The following is an 18,418-nucleotide window of genomic DNA, read 5'->3' as shown; positions in this document are numbered from 1 at the left end:
TTCAGCTATTAGTAGTTTTTGGTAAATTTTTTTTAAAGATAAAGTGTTGGAAAACTTGGCGGCAGTTCTTACGTTTTTTAAATCAAGGACATTAGTAGCCAGGAATAGATTTGCTTCTTAAAGCAAGCTTTTTCAATTCGGGCACAAAAGTAAGCGCCTGGCCGGGCCTCTAACCTGAGTTCGATTTAAAAATTAAAGTCAGAAAGCAGATAAATGGTTGAATACAAGGCAGATTTGTATTGGGATACTGTAGTATCGAAAAAAATCTAACGAAGTAGGAAGCCGTTTATCTGTTTAGCGTGGTAGCCGTTCTTTTCAATTGCTGTTTGATTTTACAATTTGTTGATGTGAAGCGATCTGAAAAAGATTTTTAATTGAAATTAGGTTGTAAGGCTTTTCGCTGCCATCCGGGCCGCGCGTGTCGTTGCAGAAATACGTATTCGATTTTTGGAATGAGAAAGTGAATCGAGCAGATTTTTAGAATCTATGCTTGTAATCTCCTAAACACAAGTTATTTACATGCTATTTCGAGTCTGAAGTCCCTTTTTTTCTGGTCGCCAATACATACAAGACAGCAGCAGCGGCACCAAGTGAAGCTTATAGCTGCATGTCGAACGCGCGGTCGATTACCAAGGCAATACCTCCAAACACTACTAGAACAATTAAAGCTATTTTTAATTTAGGATTTGTACTCATTTTATAGGTAGTTTTAGCGTCTTTTATGTAAAGAAGTAAATTCGAGCTACTTAATCGGCGTGCCGTTTAACGTGATAGCTGGCGTAACTAAATTACTTCTATGAGGCGTTTTCTTGAACATGATATTAAAATCCCGGCGAATCATGGCGTTTATATTAATGTGGTACGGCGTTAACGATTTGGTACTAATGTTCCACATCTTCGCAAAATAATTCATTTTCTTAGAAAGTTGGTACTTCAGTTTGGTCTGTTTATTGGGTTCGGGATTTATAACTTCGCCTGTTTCATCTTCGTACGAAACCAACTCGATAACTACAAACAAATTTGATTTTGGTTTCGAAAAACCGATCGATTCCAAATCGACAATCACTTCATTTTTGACTCCTTTCTCGAGTTGTAATACCCGACTTTCGAAAAACACATCGCCAATTTTTATTTCATTATGAGTCAGAATACTTCCGACAAGTTCGCAATGGTAAAATTTAATTTTATAGTTCGTTGTAACCTGCACTTTCTCTACAAAAAAGCGAAGTTTCGTTACGTTGATAGTAGCTAATTCTTCACGAAAAAACACAATTCCAGCGGTCGGCTCCCTTTCGAATGAATTACTTCGCTTTCGAACAAAGCGTGAGTTTTCGCCAAGAAACGTTTCTTTTTTAACAGCTGCGTTTAAAACTACTTCGTCGAGCTCAAAAACCTCTTTTTGCAAAAACACCACTTCCGGTAACGAGTCTTTCAAAAACCCCTTCGACCGAAATCCTTCTTTTCGGAAATGTATCGAGTCGAAAACAACAGCAGCATCTAAAATAGTAAGCGTATCTCTACTAGTAAACCCCGTTTGCAGCAGTTGTTTCTTTAAAAATAAATCAAACGACACTTCGGGTATAAATTCCATTATATCGTAATCAATAGGTACAAACTTCTGGCAAACTACACGATGGCTGCTCATTAAAAAAACGAACAGCAAGAAAAAGAATTCAAATCGGTGTCGTTTTGAAGCTCTTTTACTTGCTGTGTTGACATGGTGTTTAGTCATCAAAGTTTGCGGAACTCACGTTATTTAGCCAGTTCCACGTAATACTTATAAAACAACGGAATGGTTTCAATGCCTTTCAGGTAATTGAAAACGCCGTAATGTTCGTTCGGCGAGTGAATGGCGTCGCTATCTAAACCAAATCCCATTAAAATACTTTTGCTTTTCAGTTCCTTTTCGAAAAGCGCCACAATCGGAATACTGCCGCCCGAACGAACCGGAATAGCTTTTACGCCAAACGATTCGGTGTACGCTTTATTTGCCGCTTGGTAGCCAATACTGTCGATCGGTGTTACGTACGCCGCGCCGCCGTGATGCGGTTTTACCTGCACACGAACTCCAGCCGGAGCAATAGCTTCGAAATGTTTGGTAAACAGTTCGGTAATTTCTTCCCAGTTTTGATCGGGCACTAAACGCATCGATATCTTCGCAAATGCTTTACTGGCAATTACTGTTTTTGCACCTTCTCCGGTATAGCCGCCCCAAATTCCGTTTACGTCGAGCGTCGGACGAATCGAATTGCGTTCGTTGGTTACATAACCCGTTTCGCCATAAACGTCTTCAATATCGAGCGCTTTCTTATAATGGTCTAAGCTAAACGGTGCTTTTGCCATTTCGGCGCGTTCTTCAACGCTTAGTTCAATTACCTTGTCGTAAAATCCGGGAATGGTAATGTGGTTATTCTCGTCGTGTAGCGAGGCAATCATTTTCGAAAGCACATTTATCGGATTGGCTACAGCACCTCCATACAAGCCGGAATGTAAATCGCGATTTGGCCCAGTTACTTCTACTTCCACATAGCTTAAGCCGCGAAGTCCGGTGGTTATCGACGGTTGCTGGTTGCTAATCATCCCCGTATCGGAAATGAGTATCACGTCGTTTTTCAATTTGGTTTGATTGCGTTCTACAAACCAGCCGAGCGATTTTGACCCCACTTCTTCTTCGCCCTCAATCATAAATTTCACATTACACGGCAATTGATTGTTTCGAACCATATATTCGAAGGCTTTTACGTGCATGTAAAACTGCCCTTTATCGTCGCAGGCACCTCGAGCAAATATGGCGCCCTCAGGGTGGATTTCAGTTTTTTTGATGACCGGTTCAAACGGCGGTGACGTCCACAATTCCATCGGGTCGGGCGGCTGCACGTCGTAATGTCCGTAAACTAAAACGGTTGGTAAATTCGGATCGATGATTTTTTCACCGTAAACAATCGGATAGCCGGGTGTGTCGCACAATTCCACAAAATCGCAACCCGCAGCTTCGAGCGCTTTTTTTGTGGCTTCGGCCATATCCATAACATCCTGACTATAAGCAGGGTCGGCGCTAACCGACGGAATTTTAAGTATCTCGAGTAACTCGTTGATAAAGCGGTCTTTGTGTTGCTCGACGTATTTTTTAATATCAGACATGTGGTAAATTTTGTATCGCTAATGTAGTAAAACCGTTACATAGAATAAAAACTTTGTGCTTGTACTACTGCTGCTGAGGGAAACCGTATAACAAAAAGCAAGAAAACCGACAGCACACCATTTGACAACACAACCTCTAAAGAATTCAGCTGCCGGTTTTCTATAGAAATGTATCCAATCGCAGTTCCGCTCGTCTCGATGGTAAGTGTTGCGTAAAAAACGAAAAAGTAGCAGCGTGTTTGACTTATTTGTTATTCGCAACAAGCAATTTTGTTTACGCATCGGAAAGCAACGATCAGAAAATTTCAGCTTTTTTATCATCATACTTTGAAAAATCGAACTTAGTTGTATATTTGCAGCCACAATTCGCGGGCATGGCGAAATTGGTAGACGTGCCAGACTTAGGATCTGGTGCCGCAAGGCGTGTAGGTTCGAGTCCTATTGCCCGCACTCAAAAAGCTTCACTCTACAGTGAAGCTTTTTACGTTTGTAAGCCGCATCAATCGCTCCACGTTTTGCAAATGTCTAGCTACTTCATCTTCAAAAGTCATGTTGGCGTGATGTCCCTTTTGCAAGCGAATAATCGCTGAAACCTCGGGAACATTGTCGTTGGGAACGGAATAACTGTAGATTTTCTCCGACCAAATAAACTTCTTCTTGCACATCTTATTTTCATTGATGTACGCTGCTGTACATTTCTTCACAGTTTCTACAACTGTATAAATTGAGTAATCGGGATTAAGCCAAAACAGCAAGTGAATGTGATCAGGCATTGTGTTTACAGCCAGTACCCTGCATCCTACTTTAGGCACAAGCTTAATAATCTGCGGAATAATTACTTGCTGTATTTCATTGGTAATGAGTGGCTCAATGTTTTTTGTGGGCCAAAAGGCATGAATGTTAACGTGATTACCTGTAAAAGTCTCCATGGCGTATAAATTTTAACCAAAGGTATTAGCTGCATTTTGATTGATTTTACGGTTTTTCCGTAAATTTTTATTTTTTGAAAAAAATTTAAGTAGTTGGCGTTTAACAGCATGTAAACACATAGCAACTTGTTTTTTTGCACCTATTTGCTACATTTGAATATGACTACCACCAAAACAAACCTACTTACTTGGCCCGTTATTATTGCCGCTTTGGGCTATTTTGTCGACATATACGATTTGCTGCTTTTTGCCATTGTGCGCATCCAGAGTTTAACCGATTTGGGTTTGAATCCCGATGTTGTAGGAACGCGCATCCTCAATTTTCAAATGTTCGGAATGCTCGTGGGCGGGATTTTATGGGGCGTTTTAGGCGACAAGCGCGGACGATTATCCACTTTGTTTGGTTCTATAATTTTATACTCGGCAGCTAATTTTGCCTGCGGATTATTGCCGTACGTTCCGAAAGAGCAGGTTGCAGACATCTATGCTTGGCTTCGGTTTTTTGCCGGTGTTGGTTTGGCGGGCGAACTTGGCGCCGGAATTACTTTAGTGTCTGAATCCTTACCTACAAAGTACCGCGCTTTAGGTACGTCGATTGTTGCCGGATTCGGAATTTTAGGTGCAGTCGTAGCCGAACTAACCGTGAATCTAGCCGGAAGCTGGAGCGTAGCATACTTGGTTGGCGGATTGCTCGGATTTGCCCTGCTGCTGTTGCGCATTAGTGTACACGAAAGCGGCATTTTTGAGTCGGCGAAAAAGCAAAAGCATTTAAAACACGGCGATTTTACAATGATGTTTACCAACAAATCGCGGTTTATACGATACATTAGTTGTGTAGCCATCGGGCTGCCCATTTGGTACTGCGTGGGTGTTTTGGTTTTTCTGGCAAATCAGTTTGGAGCAGCCAAAGGCATAGCAGGTGTAGAGCCCGGAAAAGCTATTTTTTGGTGCTACTTACTAGCTGCGATGGGCGATTTAAGCAGCGGTCCCATTTCGTATTATCTAAAATCGCGACGGCAAGCGGTATTTTACTTTTTGCTTTTTACGTTTGTTGGCGTGTTGTTGTTGCTTTTTTCGGATTACGACAGCGTCGGCATGTACTACTTTTACTGCGGATGGATTGGCTTGGGAACCGGATTTTGGGCAATGTTCGTAACGCTATCGGCCGAACAGTTTGGTACGAACTTGCGAAGCACAGCTGCCACAACCATTCCCAATGTGGTGCGCGGTTTAGTGCCGCTGTTGTTGCTGAGTTACGAGTTTTTGAAAGTGTATTTCAATCCGATTTTGGCCGTGTTACTTGTCGGCATTTTAGTTTTTTCATTTGCACTCATCGCCTTGCACGGAACCAGCGAAACGCACGAACGCACTTTAGATTTCTACGAAGAGTAGGAGCACTGTTTAGTTTTGCTTGAAGGCAAAGCTGCCATTTTTGAAAGGTTCAACTTATTTTTCCTTTTCAAGTTTTTTATTTGGGCACATCCTGCCGCCGAGTATTTAGTGGAAACAGCTGTGGCGGCAGGTCGGGCCTTACGCTACAAGGCGCGCTTCAAAAGTCGTTTCAACCAAATTTTGCGTCGGCTTCTGGGGTCGCCCCCGCAAAACTGGTTTCAACCGTCTTTTTTCAGCACGGCTTTCCGCTGCAGTCCCTTGTGCGAAATAGTGCACGGAGAGCGTGCTAGAAAGCGAGTAGCCTCGCGAGCCAACAAAACTGCCTTTTCCAATAAGCCAACTAACCGTTACCTCTTTTCGGTTGTTAATTCTCCAACAAACAACATTTATTTTGTTAAAAATTTATACAACGCGCTAACTGTTACGACATTGTAACAAGCGAATTTTTACAGTAAATACAAGGCTTTGCAAAAAATTTGATTTAAAAACCACAACTAATTGTAAATCAATTTTTCAAATATTTGTGTTATAAAATCATTAAGGTTTGTTGGAGTCGTTTTTAGAAACATTTTTTCTCTACTTTTAATCCCAACCAATTAATAACCCAATACGTATGCTCCGATACATTTTACCGCTGTTACCGTTAGCGGCTTTCAGCCAAGACATTCAATGGGAGAAATCGTTTGGCGGTAGGCAAGCCGAGTATTTATTCGACATTCAAGCCACAGCCGATTACGGTTTTCTACTCGCCGGAAGTTCGCTTTCCGAAAAATCAGGTAATAAAAAAACCGACGGTCTGGGCGATCTCGACTATTGGTTGTGTAAAATGGACGAGCAGGGCCAACTCGTATGGCAAAAAAGTTACGGCTCGCTAAACTCCGATGTCCTAAAAGTGGTTAAAAATACCCGCGACGGCGGTTTTATCCTCGGCGGAACCTCTAACAATAGTTTTGGCAACCCCGCTGATGCAACGGGCAGCAAACGTTACGGCGGCAACGATTTTTGGATTGTAAAACTCGACGCGTATGGCAACCAACTTTGGGAACAGAGTTACGGCGGCAAAGGGCAAGACGAGTTAACAAGCATTTTAGTGCTTCCAAACGGCGAGTATCTGCTAGCTGGTTCCTCAAATTCGAGCGCAGAACGCTCCACGACACCAAATCCAAACAGTAAAGCAGCTGCGCAAGGCGGCATGGATTATTGGCTATTGCGTATCGATTCGAGCGGCGAAGTGCTTTGGCAAAAAACGTATGGCGGCAAATACAACGACCAGCTTACAACCGCAACTACGACATCCGACGGCGGTTTTATTATAGGTGGCTACTCCAATTCACCAGCATCTGGCGACAAAACCGAAGACGCGGGTGCCTTTGGGTCGGATTACTGGGTGCTAAAACTCGACAAAGACGGCGCCCTCGACTGGCAAAAAACCTACGGCGGTGATAAAGACGATCAGCTTCAAGTAGTGGTAAATTGCCAAGACAAAGGCATTATTTTGGCAGGAACCTCAGCTTCGGCTTCGGGAAAAACAAAAAAAGTGAGCAACGGCAGCGGTAGCGACTTTTGGTTGATTAAACTCGACTCATACGGTACCGAGCGTTGGCAAAAAACGTATAATTTCTCGGAAACCGACGTGTTGAAATCGGTAGTTGAAAATCCGGATGGTACGCTTTTGATTGGTGGTTACAGCGGCTCGAACGCGCAAATAGATAGCGATTTCAACGGCGATTTCATTGCATTAAAGCTCGACGCTTCGGGCGAGGAACTTTGGAGTAAAACCGTAGGCAGCGACGGCACAGATATGCTTACCAAAGTTATCGAAACCCGCGACGGCGGCTACGTTTTGGTAGGCACAGCCGATGGAACGCCCGTACAAAAGAAAAAGAAAAAAAGTGTTTTAAAGAAAAACGGCGTTACCAACGACAGCCAGCAGCTGCACGGCGTCCAAACACTCAGTAACGAACTCAATTCGGAACTCGACCAGGCGCGTGCCGACATTAACGATGCGTACAAAAAACAAGCCGACGCGCTCACCAATAGCGCAAAAGATGCCATTGGTCTGAAAGACGACAGTCCAGTTAAACTCGGTGGCCTATCCGACCAGCTTGTAGGCGCAGGAGGCTCTGGTGGAGGAAACAACGGGTATAAAAACAAATTACTTGGCGACGAAGGCAAGAAAAAACTACCTGCCTCGGGCGATAAATCGGAAAATTTAGGCAACAAAGATTACTGGATCGTAAAGCTAAAAGACAAGCAAAAGAAAGAAGAAGCGCGCAAGAGTTTAGAGGCGTTTCCGAACCCCACAACCGATCAAACCAACATCGTAGTGGGCTTTCCGTACGAAAAAGGAACGTTAAGTGTGTTCGATATAAACGGTCGCTTACTCGATACGTTTGCCGTTTCCGAACAAACCATACCCGTATCCCTCGGCAATTATCCCGCTGGAATTTATGTACTAGAAGTGGTGACAAATAAGGGAAAAGCGAGTGTGAAAATAATTTTGAATAAGTAGTTTTAAAAGTTTCAATTATGAAAAAAATATTTTTGTTTTTCTGTGCTTTTCATTATTGTATTGGTTTAAAAGCACAAGAAAACTCTGGTTATGGAGTACCTCCACAAACTCCAACACCACCAGCAGTCTATAGTTTTACTAAATACGGTGATTTTGAAGTAGATCAATATCGCGGTTTAGCTAATGTAACCATTCCCTTACATGAGGTTAAATTAGATGAAGTAAAAATACCCCTAGTTTTAAAATATTACACAGGAGGGATTAAAGTCGCCGAGGAAGCTGGAACTGTTGGATTGGGCTGGGATCTGAATTTGCCTGCTGTTATTCAGACTGTTAAGGACGTAGATGATTTAGAAATCGACACACGCTTTTGCAAATTGCCAAATTATGAAGGAAGTGTGTTTACCTATAACAGAGGATACTTACATCCAAACATTCCGACTGCCAGTACGTACGACGGAATGGATTCCCAAACTACTGAAATTGACTTTTTAGATACACCCGCACATTTTGTCTCAAGTGGTAATTTCCTTATAGACGATGGTCACTATGTGAATAGCTCAACAAGTGATTTTGTGCGATTACTGACAGATAGATTTGTAGATTCAGAAGCTGATGTTTTCAATGTAACCCTAAATGGTGTGGAACTTGTTATGATAAGAAAGCGCGAATCGGTTACTCTCCAACCACAATCTTTAAGCCAATTTATAACAGGAAATCCTATAACAATTATAAATGGAAGAACGGATTTTCGTGTTGAACTTATTTCTGCGAGTAACTCGATTAGTTGGGGTTTCAAAATTACCGATCCCGCAGGAATACAGTACTTTTTTGAAGCCACTAATGATGTGAAAGGTTATTCTTATTCGGGAGGTTTTTTGCAATATGCACCAACTAATGGGAATGGCTATTTAAATTTCACTTATATAACAACAAAATTTCGAATTTTTAGCCTAACTAAAATTATTACCTCTCTAGGAAAGGAAATCAAACTGAACTATGAGCCAGTTGATGTTGTAGAGCTAATCAAATATGGTGAAACTTACTACAAAAGAATTGGCGAGGCACAATCAAGCTGGTTATCATGGCAAGATGTTAACTCCGGTAACTATTATGATTTAACATGCTTTCAAGTAACTTCATGGGATCCTTTTCAAGGAGTTTTTTATAACGACGGGTTGACTTTTTTTCAGGAAGGCGGTGCAGATCATGGCTCTTCTACTACTATGTATTTTCAAAGTCAAAAATTTAACTTTCTAACGAGTATTGAAACGCCATTTGAAGAAGTGTCATTTTCTTACAGTGAACGAATAGATTACAATGGAATGAAGAAACTTGATTCCCTTACTGTCAGAAATAGCAATTTAAGTAAAGTAAAAAAATACAACTTTCTCTATAGCTATTTTGACTCCTCTGGTTCCAACGGACAAATTGGAACTTCCAATTCAAATCTCTACACTAAACGTCTAAAACTTATGTCGGTTGGTTTAGAAGGTGAAAAACCTTACTTATTTCAATATCATTCCACTTTGTTACCGCCTAAAAATTCTTATTCCGTAGATTACTGGGGGTATTTTAATGGAAAACCAAATACTTCACTATTGCCTTCATTGCCAGCTCTTGGTTATTCAAATTATTACGGTTATGACATGAATGATAATTTTCAAAATAATTTCACTGCAGACTTAAATTACGCTACAGCTGGTACACTACAAAAAATATATTATCCAACTGGGGGTTTCAGCGAGTTTTTTTACGATTTACATCGATTTGATAATTATTTGGAAAGTGAACTTACACTAACACCCCCAATCAAAATGGGTTATGGGCTGCGAATTGAAAAAATAAATAGCTATTCGGATTCTTCCACCCTTGCAAAAAGCGAGTCTTACAATTATTATGGTGGTAAGGCCATTTTCAAGAAGTCGCTTTCTAAAACTTACAATATGCGCGTTCTACAAAAGATTTACAATGATCCAGATCCGACAAACCCAGATGGAGCCGAATACAGAACGCACGGCGCCCTTGTCCTAGAAGCTAGTTTGTCTAACTACTTTAGTGCTTCGACCATTGGCGTAGAAGATTATATAGGTTATGATATGGTAGAAGTTACTGATAAATTTGATGGTAGAGTAGTCACCGAGTATTCTAACACTCCTGCATATAACTATTCAAGTAATATTCAAAGAAGCTTCGGCCCTATGCAGTTTCAAAGAAGATTCGAACTAAAAAATGGATTAATAAAAAATGTTGTGACCTATGACAGTAATGGGGCGAAGAAGTATTTTAAAGAGAATTTTTACCGTCTTCGAACATCGTATGAAAAAAGATATGCGGTTCGTGTTAACAAGTTTGATGATTACTTCAGACTCATAGGCTTTATGAGTAATTATGATGAATTTGTAATGCCTTCTTTTTTGATAACGTCCTACCCAATATTCGCAAATTCATGGATTTTGTCAAACGAGATAGAAACAGAATTTTATGAAAATGGGGCAAAAAAAACGCAAACAAATTATGACCACGATAACAATAACAACTTAATAGCCGTAGAAAAAATAGGACAAGGACAAAACAATTATTTAAGAACAACATATCAATACTCATTAGATAATGCTCACATTTCTAAAAATTTACGAAATCTGATTACTACGGCAACTGTTAATCAAAACAATGATTTGAAAGAAGTTCGAAATTACACATATGAAGAAGTTGGGGCAATAACAAGAATGAAAGAAGCGATAATTAGACCGAACGGCACGTATGAAAACAATCAGATAAAAAAAGCATTCTTTGATGAGTATGATGAGTCGAATAATCTTATCAAATTTCATGAAGAAAATGGTACAACAACGGCTTTCATCTGGGGGTATAACAAGCAATATATTATCGCAAAAATTGAAAATTTTACTGGAAGTATATTAAACCCAAATATTGTCTCACAACTGCAAAATGCCTCAAACAGTCCTGATACAGAGTACTTAATGCAAAATCTATTTCAACAATTAAGAGGGAGTTTACCAGAAAGTTTCATTACAACTTTTAACTATAAACCGCTAGTTGGGGTTACTAAAATCACTGATGTAAAAGGACTAGAAACCACATATGTTTATGACCAATATAATCGATTGATTGAAGTACGAGATCATGACAATCATATTATTCAGGCCAATAAATATCATTTTAAAGACTAAAGATAATGAAAAAACTAATTTTTTTAATGTTAGTGCTGTTTTGGTCGTTTTGTAACTATGCACAATCCAGCAATCAAAACTATATAAAGACAACGTCTTATAAAGTCCCTATTTTAGTAAATAATGACAACTCTACTTCTCAAGTGGCAAATGTTGTAGTTTCTTATTTTGATGGCTTAGGTCGGCCAAGCCAAATAATAAATGTAAATAGCACAGAACTTTCAAAAAGCTTTATAAAGCATATAGAATATGACGCGTATGGCAGAGAAGCAACTAGCTTTTTGCCTTACCCAGGTTTAAATGGCTCTGACGAATTTGATGAAAATGCTCTCCAAAATACACTGGAATATCCGCAATATTATAACCAAAGCCCAATGTCAGTTTCTAAATTTGAGAATTTTCCTGGCGGGAAAATAGTTCAACAATCTGCTCCTGGTATCTCATGGTCTGAAGCTGAAAACCATTTAATAAGGACAGACTATTTACTTAACACTCCCGAAGATAATGTTTACGACTTCAACAACATTCGCACATACAATACTGCTAATCGTATATATACAAATGCTTTAAGTGTAAGCAGAATAATTTCGCCAAATCGCCTTAAAAAAACAGTAGTTAAAAACGAAAATTGGACTTCTGGACTAGCAAATACCACTGAACAATATGAAGATTTTTTTGGTCAAACCTTATTAAAGAGAACATACAATAATAATACAAAACATGACACATACTATGTTTTTGATTCTGTTGGGAATCTAATATATGTAATTCCTCCTTTGGCTGTTGATAATGGTATTTCTTCAACTTCTCAAACTGTTCCATATCTCTACACGAAAAATATAGATTATGAGCAAGTTTTTGTGAGAGAAGATGGCTCACCCATAACTTCTGGTGGTGGTGGGATTGTAGTAAAAATTATAAATGGATTTCTAAAAATTGAAATAAGTGCTGGGTTTGCAGGAAGTGCAGTTTTTAATACAAATGCAAGTTTTCCACTTGACGCAATTCACCCTATTCCGGATATTGTGGTCGGGAATCTTGCACTTTTTTATAATTCCAATCTTCAATATAAAGTGGTAATTGAAAATAATTCGCTAAAATTTCTCGATTTAACCCCTTCTACACCACCTACTCCATTTACTTCTAGTAGTTTTAATCCTGGTTTCGTTCAAATTCAGCTTCCTAGCGACTTTTTAACTACCACACAGGTCGTTACCTCTTTTAACTTAAATCAAGTGCAAGAGCTAATATACCAATACCGCTACGACCAGCGCAACCGCATTGTCGAGAAAAAGCTACCCGGAAAACTCTGGGAATTTATTTGCTACGATAAACTCGATCGTGTGGTAGCCACAGGACCTGTGATTAGTCCAGACAATCCGAACGAAACCGGAGTACTGTACACCAAATACGATGCGTTTAACCGCACTATTTTAACGGGGTATGCCCGATTGAACAACCAAACGCGTACTCAAATTCAAGCGTTTTACGACAGCGCTACGGTGCTAAACGAGTCGAAGTCGGCAACAACAAACACCATAAACGATGTTCAAGTGGCGTATACCAATAATTTAGAGCATAATCCCGACATGAAAGTATTCACCGTAAACTACTACGACGATTATAATTTTCCGAGAGCGCTGTTGGATTTTTCTTCCACTTTGGTAACAAATATTACGTACAACAACACATCTTTAAAACCAAAAGGCTTGGCTACTGGAACTTGGGTGCGGGTGCTCAACAATGCTACAAGACCCGAAGGCGAAACAACTACCTTTTTTTATGATGATAAAGCACGACTGGTAAAAACACACAAAGAAAATTACCTCGGCGGACAAACCATAAGTGAGAGCTTGCTCGACTTTACGGGGAAGGTGCTAAAAAAGTTAACGCTACACCGAAGAGATAACCAATCTGGTATTGAAACGCGCATCGACGAGCAATTTGAATACTCGCCGCAAGACCGCTTACTTACTCATTTGCACCGCGTGAACGGCGGCAATTGGGAAGTCCTTTCCAACAACACTTACGACGAGCTCGGGCAACTCATTTCGAAAAAAGTAGGCAAACAAGACCCAACCGGCGCGAGTTTTCTGCAAAAGGTAGATTATACGTACAACATCCGCGGGTGGTTAACCAATATTAACAACGTGGCAGATACCGCCGATGAGGTTACCGATTTGTTTGCCTTCAAGATTAATTACAACACCCGAGAACAATCGATTCCTGGCGTGGAGAACTTGTACAACGGCAATATTTCGGAAACCTATTGGCGCACCGAAAGCGACGGTTTTACGCGCATGTACGGCTATCAGTACGACGATTTAAACCGATTGCTTAAAGGCAACTACCGCAAATTGGGCTACAGCGTTACGGGCAATTACGACGAAACGCTGAGCTACGACAAGCACGGCAACATTACTTCGCTGCAACGTAACGGTTTTGCCGATGCCGATTTTGGCACCTCGGTAGAAATTGATAACTTAGTATATGCGTACGACGGCAACCAATTACGTAATGTGGTAGATATGAGCAACTCGTTAAACGGTTTTAGAGACAACGTAAACAACGGCGATGGAGATTACACCTACGATGTCTATGGAAACATGACCAGAGACAACAACAAACGTATTGCAAATATCGATTACAACCACTTGAACCTGCCCACGGTAATTAACTTTCAAAACAACGGCGGTCGCATTCGTTATACTTACGATGCGTTAGGTGTTAAGGTGCGCAAGGAGGTTGATGATGTAAACGGCACCACCACCACCGATTACTTGGATGGCTTTCAGTATAAAAACGGCGAGTTGCAGTTTTTTCCGACTCCCGAGGGTTATGTACAATTTATTTCCAATAAATTCTTCTACGTGTACAACTACACCGACCATTTAGGTAATGTACGTATGAGTTACACCGACAACGGTACAGAGGCTAAAATTTTAGAGGAGAACCACTATTATCCATTTGGTTTGAAACACGAAAACTACGCCAGTGAGCGTTTTGAACGTGTGAAAGAAACCAATGGCGAGTTATTTGTAATACAACCTACGGAAAGAAGGGAGTGGCAGTATAAGTTTCAAGGACAAGAACGCCAAGACGAATTAAACCTAAACTGGGATAGTTTTAAATGGAGAAATTATGATTATGCGATTGGTAGGTTTATGAGTATTGACCTATTGGCGGAAAAATATAGTTACCAATCACCGTACAACTTTTGTGAAAACAGAGTTCTTGAAGCCCGAGAACTTGAAGGGTTAGAGGCATTCTTTATACATGGAACAGAATCATCACCAAATAGATGGACAGAAAAATCAGTTAAAACAATAATGCAACTGACTAATAACAAAACATCAAATACTGGTTTTTCGTGGGAGAACAGAAGCGGAATAACAAATAACTCTCATGATAGATATGAAGCTGCAAAGTCATTAGTTGATTACATTATGGCAAACAGAGTCAAGGGAGAAGGAATTACACTAATTGGTCATAGCCATGGAGGAAATGTTGCAATACAGGCTGCTAAAATGTTTTATGAAAAAACGGGAGAAAGAATTGATATTATAGCTATTGCAACACCTGCATATAACACTCCAAAAGATTCAAAACCTTTTATGGAAGACCCGAATACACAATTAGGTCACAAAGCGATAGATAATTTTTTAAGTTTATTTAATACTATTGATGGTGTACAAGGGGGACTTGCGGGGAGTAATTATTTTAACGAGCTTGGTGGTGATGGTACCTATACAAGAAATGCTGGAATAATAGATGTGTCAAATTTTTACAGTTGGTATGAATTCTTAGATGCACATTCATTTGACGTAGAGCATCCAAGTACTATTCAAGATGCTATAGATAAAGGTAATATAAAAAGACCTGAATATCCAGGTTCAGCTGGTTCGGCTGATGACCCAAAAAATAGAAAAAAAACTAAAGAATAGAAATTATGCTTTACAATAATTTAAAAAGTAAAGAGAGTTTGTACTTATATCTTTTAATATATCTCATATTTATTATTCGATATTTTTTCTTAAAAATCCCATTGGGATATGGTTTAGGTGATTTAGTGTATATAATTCTATTTTCTTTTTTTTTTTTTTTTTCCTTATTAATTATTTTTAAAGTTGAAAATAAAACTATTCTTTTAGTAACCTCAATTTTAAATGTTTTGATGTCAATTTATATATTGTCGATGATGTTTGTATTTGTAGGGATAGAAAGATAATTACAAAACTTTATAAGTATAAGTGAAAGCGGTCGGCTTTTTCGATAGTTTGTAATCAGAGACGTTAGCCCTAGCCCCGAGTGCAGCGGCAGCCCGGAGAAAAAACAGCTTGACGGAAGCGCGGCTGTGGTGGCGACCCAAGAAGCCCGCCGCAGCGCGACTGAAGCCAGCTGGTTTTTTGAGAACTACAGCGAAAAGCGGGAATAGCTGCTGGAAAAAGTAGTTGCAATCGTACGACGCGAAAAGAATTTGTACAGCGCTGGAACTCATATCGTCGCCGCAGCCAACCCAGACTTTGGATAGTACAAATTTCGCCAATCAAAAGCAAACAGCCATACAACTACTTCATTTTGAGACAATTTTTCGCAACCTAAGTTAGGTTACTTGTTCGGCATTTGTTAATTTATTAGCATGGGGCAATACGTGCCGGTGCGGACGAGCCAGAAAAAAAAGAAAACTGTTATTGAAGATTGTTCCTGTAATACGTTCTTAGAAATTTCCAACCGCTGAAGGCTACGTGGAGTTCGTGGAGCCCACCAAATTTTTCTACGTGTACAACTAGACCGACCACCTCGGAAACGTGCGTATGAGTTACACCGACAACGGTGCCGAAGCTAAGATATTAGAGGAGAACCACTATTACCCGTTTGGCCTCAAACACGAAAACTACGCCAGTGAACGTTTTGAACGTGTAAAAGAAACCAACGGCGAGCTATTTGTGATACAACCTACGGAGCGCAGGGAGTGGCAGTATAAATACAATGGAAAAGAATGGCAGGATGAGTTGGGGTTGAATTTTTACGATTACGGCGCTCGGAATTACGATGCGGCAATTGGTAGGTGGATGAATGTGGATCCTTTGGCGGAAGTGAGCAGAAGATGGAATCCATACAACTATTGTTATAATAACCCTGTGTTTTTTATTGACCCAGACGGGATGCGAGCTGAGGCTTCACAAACGGCTGCAATTTACTATGATTGGGATGAAGGTGGTTATAGAACGCAAGGAGGAAAAAAAGCTACTCAAGATGAAGCATTAGATCAAGCAAGCGGGAGCGCAAGTCCGCCAGACGACTATGTTTTTGATGAAAAAGGAAAATATGTAAGAACAGATAAAAATAATTTACCCCACAGAATTCATATAGAAAATAAAAAAACAGGAGAAAATCGATATTATTTTTTTGCTGACCCTGAAAATGATTCAAAAGACATTGACAATGGATTAATAAACAAGATAGAGTTTGTTAATCATTCAAAAATATTCAGAATGCTCTCTGAAAAAGGTGCTTTTGAATCTGATAATCGAGGTCTATTTACGTTTTATGAAAAAAGCAAAGGAGGAGGAGATTTTGATTATGCATTTTCGACACTTGTAAACGAATTTAAAAATCCAGCGAGTTCATTATTTATAGTAATTGGAGATTACACTGCTCATAATTTTGCTAATTTCGGAAATTATCTTTGGGGTGCAACAGGATATACCTTAGGTTATGATTTTACTACCTTAAAAATAGGTGCACATGCCAACAGTCTTCTAAATCCTTCGGCTAATGGTTATAATTCTCAATTGGATTCAGACGATGACCAGCGGTCAATAATTGAAGGTGCTTATTTTGCTCATGTAAATAAATATAGGTCATTTGTTAAATAGATTATGGGAAAAATTAAATATACTTTATTGTTTTTTACTATGTTTTTGATTGGTTGTGCAGAAAAAAAAATAACTAATCAGGAAATTGATAGTTTTATTGAAAAATACAAATCAACTGATTTTAGCCCCTTTGTGAATTATACAATAATTATACGGCAAAAAACAATTACTGAAACTATTTATTTAGTTACAAATAGCGAATCAAATATTGACAACGTTGTTTGTTTTGTGTATGTAAATAGATTGAGCAATAATGTAAAAAAGTTAAAGAAAATGGATTTGAAATTAAATACTAAAAAAGAGGATGAAATAAAAAATATGATTAACGAATATCAAAAATATAATTTCCCTTATCTAAGTGTTGATAAAAATGGCAATTTTTGCATTAATCCTTTTAAGATTGACATGAAACCATATATTTTGTTTTTAAAAACAGCGCAAAATGAAGATAAAATCAAAAAAAACTTTACACTGTTTAAACATTATAAACATAACTGGTACATAAGAGACTAATAGTGTTTTTAAATTTTAGCCTAGCTCCGCAAGATTTTTCGTGCTCCGCAACGGTCTTACGACTTTGCGGCAAGTTTGGAAATTCATCTAAAACGCTTCTTCATACGAACTCTCTCATAGCCCCGATTGCAGCGGCAGCCCGGAGAAAAAGCAGCTTGACTGAAGCGCGGCTGTGGTGGCGACCTAAGAAGCCAACCGCAGCGCGACTGAAGGCAGCTGGTTTTTTGAGGACTACAGCGAAAAGCGGGAATAGCTTCAAAAAATAAGAAATAGCACTTGGGAAGTCCTTTCCAACAAGAGCTACGACGAGCTCGGGCAACTCAATTCGAAAAAAGTAGGCAAACAAGACCCAACCGGAGCGAGTTTTCTGCAAAAGGTAGATTATGCCTACAACATCCGCGGGTGGTTAACCGATATTAACAACGTGGCGAATACCGCTGATGAAGTTACCGATTTGTTTGCGTTTAAGATTAATTACAACACCCAAGAACAATCGATTCCGGGAGTGGAAAACCTGTACAACGGCAATATTTCGGAAACCTATTGGCGCACCGAGAGCGACGGTTTTACGCGTATGTACAGCTATCAGTACGACGATTTAAACCGCCTGCTCAAAGGCAACTACCGCAAATTAGGCTACAGCGTTACCGGCAATTACGACGAAACACTGAGCTACGACAAGCACGGAAACATTCAGACCCTTCAACGAAACGGTTTTGCCGACGCCGATTTTGGTACGTCTGTAGAAATTGATAACTTAGTGTACGCGTACGATGGCAACCAACTGCTCGCGGTGCAAGACATGAGCAACTCGTTAAACGGTTTTCGAGACAACGTAAACAACGGCAACCCCGATTT

General features: G+C 39.7%; 9 protein-coding genes, 1 tRNA gene and 1 pseudogene. 8 read left to right on the top strand and 3 right to left on the bottom strand.

Going from position 1 to position 18,418, the window contains the following annotated elements:
- Positions 1–742: 742 nt before the first annotated feature.
- On the bottom strand, positions 743–1,732 hold the full coding sequence (locus Q0064_RS11980) for a hypothetical protein (RefSeq protein ID WP_298148453.1): 990 nt from the start codon (positions 1,730–1,732) through the stop codon (positions 743–745).
- Positions 1,733–1,752: 20 nt separating this feature from the next.
- Positions 1,753–3,141 (bottom strand): dipeptidase, encoded by a 1,389-nt coding sequence (locus tag Q0064_RS11975; protein WP_298148452.1) that lies wholly within the window; start codon positions 3,139–3,141, stop codon positions 1,753–1,755.
- A 368-nt stretch (positions 3,142–3,509) separates the two neighbouring features.
- Here Q0064_RS11975 and Q0064_RS11970 point away from each other — a divergent pair.
- A tRNA-Leu gene (locus Q0064_RS11970) sits at positions 3,510–3,591 on the top strand.
- A gap of 11 nt (positions 3,592–3,602) precedes the next feature.
- Here Q0064_RS11970 and Q0064_RS11965 read toward each other — a convergent pair.
- Positions 3,603–4,070 (bottom strand): transposase, encoded by a 468-nt coding sequence (locus Q0064_RS11965; protein ID WP_298148451.1) that lies wholly within the window; start codon positions 4,068–4,070, stop codon positions 3,603–3,605.
- A gap of 159 nt (positions 4,071–4,229) precedes the next feature.
- Here Q0064_RS11965 and Q0064_RS11960 point away from each other — a divergent pair, with 159 nt between their 5' ends.
- The 7 genes and pseudogenes from Q0064_RS11960 to Q0064_RS11925 all read left to right on the top strand — a co-directional run.
- On the top strand, positions 4,230–5,462 hold the full coding sequence (locus Q0064_RS11960) for an MFS transporter (RefSeq protein ID WP_298148450.1): 1,233 nt from the start codon (positions 4,230–4,232) through the stop codon (positions 5,460–5,462).
- A 613-nt stretch (positions 5,463–6,075) separates the two neighbouring features.
- Complete coding sequence (locus Q0064_RS11955) at positions 6,076–7,974, top strand: T9SS type A sorting domain-containing protein (protein WP_298148449.1); 1,899 nt, start codon at positions 6,076–6,078, stop codon at positions 7,972–7,974.
- A gap of 17 nt (positions 7,975–7,991) precedes the next feature.
- Complete coding sequence (locus tag Q0064_RS11950; protein WP_298148448.1) at positions 7,992–11,168, top strand: hypothetical protein; 3,177 nt, start codon at positions 7,992–7,994, stop codon at positions 11,166–11,168.
- Positions 11,169–11,173: 5 nt separating this feature from the next.
- Positions 11,174–15,112, top strand: coding sequence for a DUF6443 domain-containing protein (locus tag Q0064_RS11945; RefSeq protein WP_298148447.1), 3,939 nt, complete (start codon positions 11,174–11,176; stop codon positions 15,110–15,112).
- Positions 15,113–15,982: 870 nt separating this feature from the next.
- Complete coding sequence (locus tag Q0064_RS14770; RefSeq protein WP_366095216.1) at positions 15,983–17,047, top strand: RHS repeat-associated core domain-containing protein; 1,065 nt, start codon at positions 15,983–15,985, stop codon at positions 17,045–17,047.
- A gap of 3 nt (positions 17,048–17,050) precedes the next feature.
- Positions 17,051–17,560: a hypothetical protein gene (locus Q0064_RS11930; protein ID WP_298148446.1), complete on the top strand. Its 510-nt coding sequence runs from the start codon at positions 17,051–17,053 to the stop codon at positions 17,558–17,560.
- 424 nt (positions 17,561–17,984) lie between these two features.
- Positions 17,985–18,418 (top strand): annotated as a pseudogene (locus Q0064_RS11925) (type IV secretion protein Rhs); the annotation flags it as partial.

This window comes from Flavobacterium sp. (genome assembly GCF_027490375.1).
Classification (GTDB): domain Bacteria; phylum Bacteroidota; class Bacteroidia; order Flavobacteriales; family Flavobacteriaceae; genus Flavobacterium.
This window is presented reverse-complemented; position numbering and strand designations above follow the sequence as displayed.

Bases quoted from the DNA above. Each gene is read 5' to 3' on its own strand.
- Q0064_RS11930 (WP_298148446.1), top strand. From the start codon at position 17,051: ATGGGAAAAATTAAATATACTTTATTGTTTTTTACTATGTTTTTGATT.
- Q0064_RS11945 (WP_298148447.1), top strand. From the start codon at position 11,174: ATGAAAAAACTAATTTTTTTAATGTTAGTGCTGTTTTGGTCGTTTTGT.
- Q0064_RS11960 (WP_298148450.1), top strand. From the start codon at position 4,230: ATGACTACCACCAAAACAAACCTACTTACTTGGCCCGTTATTATTGCC.
- Q0064_RS11965 (WP_298148451.1), bottom strand. From the start codon at position 4,070: ATGGAGACTTTTACAGGTAATCACGTTAACATTCATGCCTTTTGGCCC.
- Q0064_RS11975 (WP_298148452.1), bottom strand. From the start codon at position 3,141: ATGTCTGATATTAAAAAATACGTCGAGCAACACAAAGACCGCTTTATC.
- Q0064_RS11980 (WP_298148453.1), bottom strand. From the start codon at position 1,732: ATGACTAAACACCATGTCAACACAGCAAGTAAAAGAGCTTCAAAACGA.
- Q0064_RS11950 (WP_298148448.1), top strand. From the start codon at position 7,992: ATGAAAAAAATATTTTTGTTTTTCTGTGCTTTTCATTATTGTATTGGT.
- Q0064_RS14770 (WP_366095216.1), top strand. From the start codon at position 15,983: ATGAGTTACACCGACAACGGTGCCGAAGCTAAGATATTAGAGGAGAAC.
- Q0064_RS11955 (WP_298148449.1), top strand. From the start codon at position 6,076: ATGCTCCGATACATTTTACCGCTGTTACCGTTAGCGGCTTTCAGCCAA.